Raw genomic sequence first — 12,584 nt, forward strand, 5'->3', positions numbered from 1 at the left:
ACCTTAATTAGCAGAATTAATAGTATCTTTCATAAATTCATATGTCATTGGTCCGGGCTTCACTTGATGGATTTTTCCTTTTGTATCAATAAAATAAGTTGTTGGAACACTAAATACTTGGTACATATTACGTGCCTTCGATTTTCGATCCAATGGTATAGGATATGTATAGTCATACTTATTAATATATTTGTGAACATCCTTTTCCTTTTTTTCTGAGTCAGTTAAATTAACGGCTACAACCTCTACATTCTCTTTATGTTCATTATAGAAGTCTTGCATTGCTGGCATTTCTTTACGACAAGGTGGGCACCATGTTGCCCAGAAATTAAGAATAACCTTTTTACCTCGTAAATCAGACAGTTTTAGTGTATCTCCACTAAGTGTCTCAAGTTGAAAATCAGGTGCAGTATCACCAGGTTGAAGTACTTTGTCCTTTTCTACTGAAGAAATAGCACCACCTTCAGCATCTGTATCACCGCTTACATTATATTCATTATCTTCTTTTGAAACTTCGTTTCGTTGTTGAACATAGTTAAAAAGTACAATTCCAGCTAGCACGATGATCACAGTAATTCCAACTATTTTTTTTAACATACACGATGTCTCCTTGCTAATCATTATAAATGCGATTTTCTATTCTATTTTCCTATCCTTATTAAATGGTATGTAAAATAATTGGGTTTGTAAAGCTACATACGTTATCGTTCGTAAAAAATTCACCATTATCTCTTCATAATATTATAGAAAAAAGCCTCTACAATTATGATCGTTGTAGAGGCTTTTTAAGATATAGGTGAAAATTATACTTCTAACTTGTTACGTAATACCATCTGTAAGATGCCGCCATGACGATAGTAATCAATCTCTACATCACTATCAAATCGTGCAACAGCTTTAAATTCTGTTTTCGTACCATCTTCACTTACCGCTGTTACATTTACTAAATCATGTGGTTTTACATCTTCATTAACTTCAATACTAAAGCTTTCTTTACCAGTTAAACCTAATGAATCTGCACTTTCTCCATTTTCAAATTGTAATGGTAGCACACCCATCATAACTAGATTAGAACGATGAATTCGTTCGAAGCTTTCGGCAATTACGGTTTTAATTCCTAGTAAATTTGTTCCTTTAGCGGCCCAATCGCGAGAAGAACCCATTCCATAGTCCTTACCGCCAATAACGATAAGACCAGTGCCATCTTGCTGATACTTCATTGCTGCATCATAGATAGGCATAACTTCTTCTGTTGGCCAATACGTTGTAAAGCCGCCTTCTGTACCTGGAGCAAGTAAATTACGAATACGGATATTGGCAAATGTGCCACGCATCATAATTTCATGGTTTCCACGACGAGATCCATAAGAGTTAAAGTTACGAGGTGAAACGCCTTTATCTTGTAGAAATTTACCTGCTGGCATATCTTTTGCAATAGCACCTGCAGGTGAGATATGGTCTGTAGTTACAGAATCACCAAATTTACCAATAGCACGTAAGTTATTCAGTGGCTTGACTGAGTCAGCCTCTTTCGCTAGACCTTCAAAGAATGGTGGATTTTGAATATATGTCGATTCACTATCCCATTCAAATAATGGTTCATCTGTCGTATCAATTTCATTCCAGCGTTCATTCGAACTAAACACATCTTCGTATTCTTTACGGAAAATCTCAGGTTGAACAACTTTTTCTACCTGTAACTTGATTTCTTCCATGGATGGCCAAATATCATTCATGTATATTGGATTTCCATCTTTATCGGCCCCCAAAGCATCTTTCGTAAGATCAATGTCTACCGTACCTGCCAACGCGTAAGCTACTACTAAAGGTGGAGATGCAAGGTAGTTTGCTTTTACTAATGGATGGATACGTCCCTCAAAGTTACGATTACCAGAAAGAACAGACGATACTGTAAGGTCATTATCAATAATCGCTTGCTCAATTTCTTCGCGTAATGGTCCAGAGTTACCAATACATGTTGTGCATCCATATCCTACTAGGTTAAAGCCAAGTTTGTCTAAATAAGGCATTAGTCCAGCATCCTCTAAATATCTGGTTACTACTTTTGAACCTGGTGCTAATGAAGTTTTTACGTATTCAGGTACGAGGAGCCCTTTTTCTACTGCGTTTTTCGCCAATAGACCAGCACCTAACATTACGTAAGGATTGGACGTATTTGTACAAGAAGTGATTGCTGCGATAGCAAGTGCTCCTGTTTTCATAACGGATGATTTCCCATTTGGATGCTCGACAACTGCTTCTTTTTTGAATTCAGATTTATCAAGTCCAAAGCCTTGGTTTCCAGCGGGTGCTGTAATCGCCTTATTAAATTCTTTTTTCATATTTGATAGCGCGATTAAATCTTGAGGACGTTTCGGTCCTGAAAGGTTAGGTTCTAGTTCTGATAAATTAATCTCAACAAGATCCGTGTACTCTGGATCTTTCTGATCTGCAGAATACCATAGGTTATTTAGCTTACAGTATTTTTCTACAAGATCAATTTGCTCTTCGTCTCTACCAGTTAGACGTAAGTAGTTCAATGATTCCTCATCCACTGGGAAGAAACCACATGTTGCGCCATACTCTGGTGCCATATTAGAAATTGTAGCACGATCTGCTAATGGCATATCCTTTAAACCAGGGCCAAAATACTCAACAAATTTGCCGACTACGTTTTTCTCACGTAATACCTGTGTTACTTTCAATGCTAAGTCAGTAGCTGTTGTTCCATTCGGAAAACTTCCAGTGAACTTAACTCCAATTACTTCAGGAGCAGGGAAATAAGAAGGTTGCCCAAGCATACCTGCTTCAGCTTCGATACCGCCAACACCCCAGCCAAGAACGCCTAATCCATTAATCATTGTCGTATGTGAATCCGTTCCCACAAGTGTGTCTGGGAATGCAACGTACTCACCATTTTCGTCTTCTAAGCCATGTACTACATTTGCGATATACTCTAGATTCACCTGATGCACAATTCCTGTAGCCGGTGGTACAGCACGATAATTATCGAAAGCTTTTTGCGCCCAATTAAGAAATTCATAACGCTCTGCATTTCGTTCAAATTCTAAATCCATATTGGCTTTTAGCGCATTTGCTGTACCATATTGATCTACTTGTACGGAGTGGTCAATAACTAGATCTACTGGTACTTCTGGATTAATTTTACTAGGTGTTCCACCCATATCTACCATTGCTTTGCGTAAAGAAGCAAGATCTACTACTGCTGGTACACCTGTGAAATCTTGTAAAATAACGCGCGAAGGCTTGAATGGAACATCTACACCCTTCCCTGCTTCTGTGCCCCATTTAGTTAGGCGTTCGACGTGCTCATCTTTGATTTGATGTCCATCATGTTGACGAACAAGTGATTCTAGGAGAACACGAACAGAAAATGGCAAGCGTGAAATTTCTCCTAATCCAGCTTCTTCTAAAGTTTTCAGTTGATAATAGTTGTAGGTTTTTCCATTGAGTTCAAATTGCTTTTTAGCATTAAATGAATTACTCTTCCCCATGTTTGTACCCCTTTCATCATGCATGTCATACAAATTACAACGTACGACATCTTTTTCACTTTCATTAACAATATAATATAAACCTTACCCACTTACTCTATATTAAAGGAAAATGTGACATAAAACAAACCATTGAAACAACACTTTATATAGTAAAAATTTATGTGAAGTGATAATTTTTTCTTATATAAAAATCAAGATACATCAACTACTAGTTATAAATTATAATGTAATAATGCAATTCAGTTTTATTTGTCACCAAGGCTCACCAAACTTCGCACTAATTTGTATAGTACGTATTCTTCAAAGAAAATCACTATCTGTTATTTGAACATTAAAAAACGATCGGGATTATTTATTGGATAATGGAAAAATAATGCGGAAAGTACTCCCCACTTGTTCTTTAGCTTCAATTTCTAAGAAAGCTTGATGCCTTTCGAGAATTTGTTTCGTTATCATAATACCTAGACCAGTCCCGCTTTGCTTTGTTGTAAAAAATGGTTCTCCGAGCTTATGTATGATTTCATCTGGAATACCTGGTCCTTCGTCAATTATACTGATTTCCACATGGGTATCACTAGATGTAGATGTTAAATAAATTTTACCACTCTCTTCCATTGCTTCAATTGCATTTTTCACCAAATTGATTAGTACTTGTTTAATTTGCGAGCGATCGCAAAATACGCTTTCATGCCTGGATACGGAATATTCAATATGAATATTTTTCATCTTTGCTTGAGGTTGTAGTAATACGACGACATCATGAACCATATCTAAGATGGATTCCATTTTCTTATTATCTGTCAGTGGTTTCGAGATAAAAAGTAACTCAGAAGTAATTGTCTCCATTTTTTCAATTTCATCAATCATGATATTATAATATTCTTCTTTTCTGTTTACACCTGCTTGAAGCAACTGCAAAAATCCCTTTAACGATGTTAGCGGATTTCTGATTTCATGCGCAATTCCAGCTGCTAGTTGTCCAGCAACTGACATTTTTTCTGAACGTATCATCATTTCTTCCGCTTCTTTTTTATCTCGTATATCAGCAATAGTAGATAAATAGAAAATTTCATCTTTCTGTGGATCTTGTAATTTTACTACAGAACATTCTGACCAAATATACTTGCCATCACTGTTTAGTATATTCATGGTATAAAGTTGGTTTTGTGAAAATCTTTGCTCAAAATTGTCTTTAATATAACTTGCGTCATCAGCAGAAATCAACTCATGCCAAAACTTTCCCGCTAATTCAGACGGGTGAAATCCTAGTAAATGCTCTGTTGACTTAGAACTAAATATGACTTTTCCTTCTTCATCTAAGACAGTTATGATATCATGACAATTGTTTTCTACCCATGCAAGCATAAATGAAGGCAGTGAGGATAATTGTGGGTAGCGCAATTGCACCGGCTTTGTTTCGGCAATGTGGATAGCTTCCTCATTATTTTGGGTTCCGTGATCATACCCCATCATTTTTCCCCCTTTTTTCGCAAATTTCAACAATTCCTTTCTTCTACAATTTATATTTATGATCTATTCTCTGATAGTATGACGCTTGTTTGTAAATCTGTTTCAGCTTATAATATAGTTGACTATGTATTTTCAAAAAAACATCCAATTATTGTTAATCTTACTATAAGTGATGGAAAAAATAAATTAAATAGTTAAAAATTTTGTCACATTCCTGCGAATTTTTGGTAAAAAAGAGGAGAATAAGGTGAAAATATGTCGGTTATTGTTGATTATTTAATAATCATTTGGGGATTCATTATGATTGGATTAATGGCCATTGGTGGTTTTTTTATGTTTCGTAAATTCCTCAAGCGGTTACCAAAAGAAGATGGCAAATCAATCATGGACTGGGAAGAATATTATGTTAATAAAACAAAAAATATGTGGAAAGAGGAAGAGAAGGAGCTACTTGATGAATTGGTTTCGCCAGTTCCTGAATTATTTAGAGATGTTGCAAAGCATAAGATCGCGAGCAAAGTAGGAGAAGTCGCTCTTATGAAAGATAAGACTACCATTACGCAGGATGTTTTAATAGAAGGCTACATTATTGCAACTCCGAAACGTGACCATAAGTTTTTGCGTAAAAAGTTAGCTCAAAAGAATATCGATACAAAGCCCTATGAAGAATTTTTTCAACTATCTCAAGATGACTATGAGCAAGATTGGAAACGGAAACACCAAAAATAAAAGCGTCAGACTGCTTGGTCTGACGCTTTTATGTATTCATTTTCATGTTCAACTGTTTCTCTAGCTGTAAGTACTTGTACAGCATCGATAATCGCCATGTAACAATCATGCCGAAGGCTAACAGAAAGAACATCCCGCTTGTTTCTCCAACAGATATCTGACTTCCTATCGCTAGCTTTATAATAATCCGAAAGATAAGTAAACCAAATAATATAAATACAAATGATTTCGACGGAACCAAGTATATATCCTGGTTACGAATTTCGAATTTCGATGTCTTTATCAAAAATATGGAGCAAAAAATTCCAACTCCTACAGCTTCAAGTACTTGATACCAGCTAATATGAAACATTGGAAATAGAAACATAAGTGCTCCTGTACTCATAAAAAATGGCGGTAGGATAATTTTCTTTACGGAAGCTGGTTTCTTTGATGCCTTTAACCGAATGAAAATCATTGTTATCGCCATGAATGCTGCAACTAACGTACTTGCTATGAACCAAAACATTATGTAGTCACACTCTCTCTTATCGTCTAATTACTCATTCTTTAGGTTCAACACTCTATTTACAGTGTCTAACACACGATCTTCATCAAATGGTTTTATGATAAAATCTTTGGCACCTGATTCAATCGCTTCAACCACTACCTTTTGCTGACCCATTGCTGAGCATACGATAATCATTGCATTTTTATTTATTCTACAAATTTCCTTAATTGCATCAATGCCGTTCATCACAGGCATTGTGATGTCCATTGTAACTAGATCAGGCTGCAATTCTTGATACAGCTTAATTGCCTCCTCGCCATTCTCAGCTTCCCCGACAACTTCATGCTGTTCACTTGTCAAAATGGTGGAAAGGGTTACGCGCATAAATTTAGCATCATCGACCACAAGTATTTTGGCCATAGCTTTTCCCCCTTTTAATCTTGGTCATTGGCAATTGTTAATATAATTGTCATCATTACACCAACAACTGTCAAGTAAACACCTATATCAAAGATCATTGCAGTTGCAAGTTCTATCTTCCCAAAGATCGGAAACGTATAATAATCATAGGTCTGTGATAAGAAAGGAGCTTTAAAAAGGAATGATCCAACTCCAGTACCTACAGCGATTGCAAGACCTATTGGAATTAACTTTGTAAAATCGATTGGCAACACTTTTTTTACAACATCTGCTCCATAAGACATATTCATTAATAAAATAGCGCCAGATGTCATGAGTCCACCAACGAATCCTCCACCTGGAGAATTATGTCCGGCTAATAATAAATAGACAGCGAAGCCTAAAAGAATAAAGGCAATCAATGATGAGGTAGTGCGTAATATAAGATCATTTGGTTTGTACATGGTTATTGCCCCTTTATAGCATATATACTACTTATTTTAATATAAAACATATAGAAAATCCATTAAAAGCCAGAAAATCCAAACAATCCTGCTAAATATGAGGTTAATGCCGTCATCCAATTAAAAAATAAAGCAACCCCCATAACGATCATGATGTAACCGCCTATTTTTACAAGTCTCGTACTGTACTTCTTTATCCAATTGAGCTTTCCGATAAAAAAAGATAAGACAAAAAACGGGACGGAAAAACCTAATATATAGCTTACCATCATAAGCACACCAATGTCCGGATTATTAGCTGCTAAAGTTAAGACGATACCTAGAATTGGACCAGTACAAGGTGTCCAACCTAAAGAAAATGCTAATCCAATTAAGAATGATCCAATAAAACCGGCAGGCCTATTTTTGAACGTTATTTTCTTATTTTTCATCAAAAAATCAAAATTTAATACACCGACAATAACAAGCCCGAAGAAAATAATAATAATGGCGCCTACTTGTCTTATGATATCTTGATACATAATTAAGAATTGCGAGATGCTTAAGCTTGCAAATCCCATCATAATAAAGACAGCAGAAAATCCTAATAAAAAGAATAAGGTATGTAAGATACTTTTCAGATTGAGCATTTTATTATCATCTTTTAGTTCACTTACACTCATTCCAGTAATATAAGATAAAAAAGCTGGATAAAGTGGTAACACACAAGGCGAGATAAACGAGAGAAAACCAGCCCCGAAAGCGATAAACACATTTATGTCAGACATGATATACCTCCTATTTGCATGAATGCATCTATTGTATCAAATCAAGCGATTACATAGGACTCCTATTTTTGACAATAAACCAAAAGTTTAAAGTTGTTATACGAAATTAGAATACCCCTTACCATTAGAGCAAGGGGTATGGTTGCAGCTATGAACGCTTCTAAGTATATCAATAAGTGCCTATTTTCCTGATTGATTGTTCATTGCACGCATCATTTGATTAATTTTCTTTTGTGATGGTTTTTGACCCATTTGCATCATTAATGTGCGAAGCATCTGTTCATTAATCGGTGGATTCTTTTTTAAGTAGCTCATCATATATTTTCTAGCAATGAAAAATCCAAGAGCAACACCAACAATTAACGCTGCTATAGCAATTAGTACGACCCAGATCGTGTCCATGTAAAGCTTTCCTCCTTCGTGTTGTCTCTTATACAGTATAGTAAATCAAAGAAAAGAATACAATACTTGTTCTTCCTGATTTTTGCTATGTGTAAGAATAGGAGCTAACCATCCAAAATTTTGAATATTATCTCCTATTACAAAAAGCAATCGCTGCATTTGTCTTAGAACAGGAAAAAGCAGCTCTTCTGCATCCTGTAGTGATTTACAACGAAATTTTAATTGATTTTCATTTATATGTAAAGAAATAAACGCATCCCTACTATAAATTTTCAATCCCTTCTCTTCATTTTGCTCCAAAATTCTTAAATGTCGATAGTTTGTTAAATGGTTGATAATTTCACTATAACTAAATGGATACGTAATATAATTAAACTGCATAGCTAAGTCTTTTCGATCTGAGTTCATTTGATAATCCTTTAAGAATCGATATAGAACTCCACTTTTATGGAAGTAATGGTTGGCGACCTCTTCTTTAATCCAATAGATAGAATACGTATACATAGGATCTCCCCCTCTATATAATCTATTATACGGATTCTATTTCAAAATTATGTCAGATTGTATTGTAAAAATGCACTTCTTTTGTCGATTCAGAAAAAATAAGATTGTTATATTTACTATGCGTAACGTCAAATATATTTCCTAAAAGAAATAGCAGCCAAATCGGTCGCTTTTCGTTGGACTAAAGAAGTTAGACTAGCTGGACGCGGCTTAACACGTCCATATTTACCCACATGGGCAAATTTTACAATTTCCTAGACGATAAAAAAGAGGCTCGGACAAAACACAACTTTTCTTTACTCATAATAAGCATAATCATGTTATCAATAGGAGGATCTTCGCCGCACCGTGAACATATACGCGTTTTCCGCTGGAACGCCCACAGCTAACTTGGTAAAGAGAAACACGTTACCACGTGGATCTTCGGACTCGTGCTGTTCCCGCTGGAGTCTCACTTATTTCAGGTGCTAATTTAATTTTTCTAATCAAAAAATGAGCGATAATTAATTTCAACTAATTATCGCTCGTTTTTAATTGTTTCTTCATTCTTTTGTCTCAGCCTCTTTGGCTATAAACGTGTTATATCTTATTTAAAGTTATTCCATCATTGATTCAACGTGTTTCACAACATTTTCCACAGTAAAACCATACTCTTCGATGACTTTTTCTCCTTTTGCGGATGCACCAAATGTATCAATTCCAATAACCTTACCGTGATCACCGATATATCGTTCCCAACCGAATGGGGAAGCCATTTCAATTGCAACCCGGCGTTTTACTTCAGATGGGATAATTTGTTGCTTATATGAGTCAGCTTGTACATTAAAACGATCCCATGACGGCATGCTGATAACCCGGACATCGATCCCCTTCTCTTTCAGTTCAGCTTGTGCTTGAATTGCCAATTGAACTTCAGATCCAGTTGCTAATAGCAAGGCATCAGGTGTTGCCTTCTCCGCATCACTTACAACATAAGCACCTTTTTTCACACCCTCGTAAGCATGCTCTTTTGTACCAGATAATGTCGGTAGATTTTGTCTCGTAAGAACAAGTGCTGTAGGTGTATCTGTCGATTCCAGAGCCAAGCGCCAAGCAGCTTGTGTTTCATTTCCATCAGCTGGACGAATAAGTGATAATCCAGGCATTGCGCGTAATGAAGCTAATTGTTCGATCGGTTCATGAGTTGGCCCATCTTCACCAACAGCAATCGAATCATGCGTGAAAACATACGTTACCGGTGTATTCATAATAGAAGATAGACGAACTGCCGGACGCAAGTAATCACTAAATACAAAAAATGTTCCAGCATACACATTTAATCCACCATGTAATGCCATACCATTCAATGCTGCTCCCATTGCATGTTCTCTTACGCCAAACCATATATTTCTCCCGGCATAATTGGTGCGTGAAAAATCATCTTCATCATTTATTGTAGTTTTATTCGAGCCAGCTAGATCCGCACTTCCACCAAAGAAGTTCGGTACAGCTTTTGCAATTGCATTCAGTACTTTACCTGAGGAAGCTCTTGTAGCTAGTGTATCCTTATCAGGCTCAAATACTGGAAGGTCTTTTTCCCAATCGACAGGTAATTCACCATTTAAAGCGAGTTCAAATTCGCTTGCTAATTTAGGATATCTTTCTTTATATACTTCTAGTAGTTGATTCCAATTATCTTCTACTTCAGCACCATGCTTAACAATTTTTTCGTTAAAATCTGCGTATACTTCCTGTGGTACATGAAAATCATCATGTCCCCAATTATAGAATTCTTTTGTTAATTTTACTTCATCTGTGCCGAGAGGAGCCCCATGGGAAGCAGCAGATGCTGATTTGTTGGGTGACCCATATCCAATTACTGTTTTTATCTCAATTAGTGTAGGTTGCTCACTATTCGTTTGCGCAGCTTTAATAGCATTTCGAATTGCGTTTACATCATTGCCATCCTCAACAGTTAACACTTGCCATCCATAAGCCTTGAAGCGTTGTTCTGTGTTGTCAGAGAATGAACGATTTAGATCACCATCAAGTGATATATCATTCGAATCGTATAAAGCAATTAGTTTACCTAAGCCTAAATGACCAGCAAGTGAAGCGGCTTCGTGTGAAATTCCTTCCATTAAGTCTCCATCACTTACAATGGCATACGTATAATGGTCGACAATATTTATATCTTCCGTATTAAATTTTGCAGCAAGATGAGCTTCTGCCATTGCCATTCCAACAGACATAGCGATACCTTGTCCGAGCGGTCCTGTGGTGGCTTCTACACCATCTGTATGATGAACTTCTGGATGTCCAGGTGTCTTAGAACCCCATTGACGGAATGATTTCAAGTCCTCAATGGTTACATTGTATCCTGATAAATGTAGTAAACTATAAAGCAGCATTGACCCATGCCCTGCCGATAGTACAAAGCGATCACGATTAAACCATGTTGAATGTTTAGGATTATGATTCATAAAGTCAGTCCATAATGTATATGCCATCGGTGCAGCTCCCATTGGTAATCCTGGATGTCCAGAATTTGCATGTTCAATGGCATCAATGGATAACGTACGAATGGTATTAATTGATTGTTGTTCCATATTCGACATAAGATTACTCCTTCCACTATTCCAAGCTTTTGTATACTCTTTTTATTCTATAACGAAACATAGTTTGCCACAAGCAAAACAATGTGTGTGTCAAGTACCATGACACTTACTCTTTATCTTTTTCTTGATTTTGCATGTCCTTTACCTTTTGTGGTGTTACATCATTGCCATTTGGGTCAACAACTGTCATCGATTTAAATTGATTTTTAAATGAGCTTCGAACGTTTTGCAAGTACTCTTGACGTAACTTTTCTTGCTCCTTCTTTTCAACTGCAGATAGACCTTCTTCTTTTGCTTTTTTTGCTAATACATTTATACGTTCTATTTTATCTTTAGATAGCATCTAATAACCTCCAGTTTCATATAGAAAGTTTTGAAATTGTAGTTGTACGAAAATAGAAAAGGCAAGAACATAATTAGTGTTCTTGCCTTTTTATCTTACCTCTACCATATCATATATTCAAGTATTTTGAAATTCCTGATACCTTCTATGGACCGTAGCCTTCGAAACGGAATAACCTAATCCATTTAATGTAGTGGCAATCTCTTCGAATGTCAGATTGTTTTCCCGCAGACGTACCACTTCTTCAATAGGAAAAGTCTTTCGCTCACGACCAGGTGCCTTATCTTGATTGGATAAATTGTTACTAGGATTATAGCCGTTTTTAATAGCTCTTTGAATACCTCTTTTTATTTTAGCATTATGTATTTTTCGCTGATATTCTTCCACAATGCCAACAATTTGAAGAACCATGGAATCTGCTTCAGATAGTTCTAACTTACCATCATGGTAAGAAGTATAGATGGGTATGTTTAATTTATGTAGTTGATGGAACAGCGCTATTTTTGTATTACCTCTACCTAGACGAGTTTCGTCCTGAATGAGTAAACAGTCTGCCTCTCCATCAGAAAACAGATCAAGCAACTGAAAAATGCCATCTCTATCAATCTTATAGCCACTCTCTTGTTCTTGGATGCAACAACTAACCGTTAAATGATTGTTTGTTGCTAATTCCATTAATTCATGCTTTTGTCTTGCAAGTGACGTTTCCTGTGTTTCCTTATCTGTACTAACTCTGCAATAAATAATTGCCCTCAACATACTATCTCCCTATGAAAATAATTAACTAGTGATAATAGAATAATATAAGAATCCGAGCGTTAGTGCAAAAGCAATGAGGTAGAATGCGTCTGTTTTTGTTATTTTTTGGAACATTGAAACAGGCCTCCTTATCAGTATAGGA

13 protein-coding genes are annotated in these 12,584 nt (G+C 36.2%); 1 reads left to right on the top strand and 12 read right to left on the bottom strand.

Annotated features, from left to right (window positions below):
- Positions 1 to 3 precede the first annotated feature (3 nt).
- The 3 genes from JUJ52_RS06810 to JUJ52_RS06820 all read right to left on the bottom strand — a co-directional run bounded on the left by JUJ52_RS06810 (position 4) and on the right by JUJ52_RS06820 (position 4,988).
- Positions 4 to 597, bottom strand: a complete 594-nt coding sequence (locus JUJ52_RS06810) for a redoxin domain-containing protein (RefSeq protein WP_026683160.1) — start codon at positions 595 to 597, stop codon at positions 4 to 6.
- Between the two features lie 206 nt (positions 598 to 803).
- Positions 804 to 3,515, bottom strand: a complete 2,712-nt coding sequence (gene acnA / locus JUJ52_RS06815) for an aconitate hydratase AcnA (protein ID WP_026683159.1) — start codon at positions 3,513 to 3,515, stop codon at positions 804 to 806.
- Positions 3,516 to 3,866: 351 nt separating this feature from the next.
- A complete protein-coding gene (locus JUJ52_RS06820) occupies positions 3,867 to 4,988 on the bottom strand; it encodes an ATP-binding protein (protein ID WP_034679965.1) in 1,122 nt (373 codons plus the stop codon).
- 255 nt (positions 4,989 to 5,243) lie between these two features.
- Between JUJ52_RS06820 and JUJ52_RS06825 the strand changes: the two genes are divergently transcribed.
- On the top strand, positions 5,244 to 5,717 hold the full coding sequence (locus tag JUJ52_RS06825; RefSeq protein WP_205388563.1) for a DUF2621 family protein: 474 nt from the start codon (positions 5,244 to 5,246) through the stop codon (positions 5,715 to 5,717).
- A 28-nt stretch (positions 5,718 to 5,745) separates the two neighbouring features.
- Here the strand turns inward: JUJ52_RS06825 and JUJ52_RS06830 are convergent, their stop codons facing one another.
- From JUJ52_RS06830 to JUJ52_RS06870, 9 genes are all read right to left on the bottom strand, one after another.
- On the bottom strand, positions 5,746 to 6,225 hold the full coding sequence (locus tag JUJ52_RS06830) for a CcdC family protein (protein ID WP_026683156.1): 480 nt from the start codon (positions 6,223 to 6,225) through the stop codon (positions 5,746 to 5,748).
- Between the two features lie 30 nt (positions 6,226 to 6,255).
- Positions 6,256 to 6,627, bottom strand: coding sequence for a response regulator (locus JUJ52_RS06835; RefSeq protein ID WP_026683155.1), 372 nt, complete (start codon positions 6,625 to 6,627; stop codon positions 6,256 to 6,258).
- Between the two features lie 14 nt (positions 6,628 to 6,641).
- Positions 6,642 to 7,070, bottom strand: a complete 429-nt coding sequence (locus tag JUJ52_RS06840) for a Na(+)/H(+) antiporter subunit B (RefSeq protein ID WP_026683154.1) — start codon at positions 7,068 to 7,070, stop codon at positions 6,642 to 6,644.
- A gap of 62 nt (positions 7,071 to 7,132) precedes the next feature.
- On the bottom strand, positions 7,133 to 7,837 hold the full coding sequence (locus JUJ52_RS06845; protein ID WP_026683153.1) for a cytochrome c biogenesis CcdA family protein: 705 nt from the start codon (positions 7,835 to 7,837) through the stop codon (positions 7,133 to 7,135).
- A 180-nt stretch (positions 7,838 to 8,017) separates the two neighbouring features.
- A complete protein-coding gene (locus JUJ52_RS06850) occupies positions 8,018 to 8,239 on the bottom strand; it encodes a YneF family protein (RefSeq protein WP_026683152.1) in 222 nt (73 codons plus the stop codon).
- Between the two features lie 45 nt (positions 8,240 to 8,284).
- Positions 8,285 to 8,743 (bottom strand): sporulation inhibitor of replication protein SirA, encoded by a 459-nt coding sequence (gene sirA, locus JUJ52_RS06855; RefSeq protein WP_026683151.1) that lies wholly within the window; start codon positions 8,741 to 8,743, stop codon positions 8,285 to 8,287.
- A 596-nt stretch (positions 8,744 to 9,339) separates the two neighbouring features.
- A complete protein-coding gene (tkt, locus tag JUJ52_RS06860) occupies positions 9,340 to 11,340 on the bottom strand; it encodes a transketolase (RefSeq protein ID WP_026683150.1) in 2,001 nt (666 codons plus the stop codon).
- 106 nt (positions 11,341 to 11,446) lie between these two features.
- Positions 11,447 to 11,683, bottom strand: a complete 237-nt coding sequence (locus JUJ52_RS06865; RefSeq protein WP_026683149.1) for a DUF896 domain-containing protein — start codon at positions 11,681 to 11,683, stop codon at positions 11,447 to 11,449.
- Between the two features lie 117 nt (positions 11,684 to 11,800).
- The gene (locus JUJ52_RS06870) at positions 11,801 to 12,439 is read right to left on the bottom strand and encodes a YneB family resolvase-like protein (protein WP_121605147.1); all 639 of its coding nucleotides are present in this window, start codon (positions 12,437 to 12,439) and stop codon (positions 11,801 to 11,803) included.
- Positions 12,440 to 12,584: the final 145 nt, after the last annotated feature.

The organism is Virgibacillus sp. AGTR (assembly GCF_016919725.2).
Taxonomy (GTDB): Bacteria; Bacillota; Bacilli; order Bacillales; family Amphibacillaceae; genus Virgibacillus; species Virgibacillus salarius.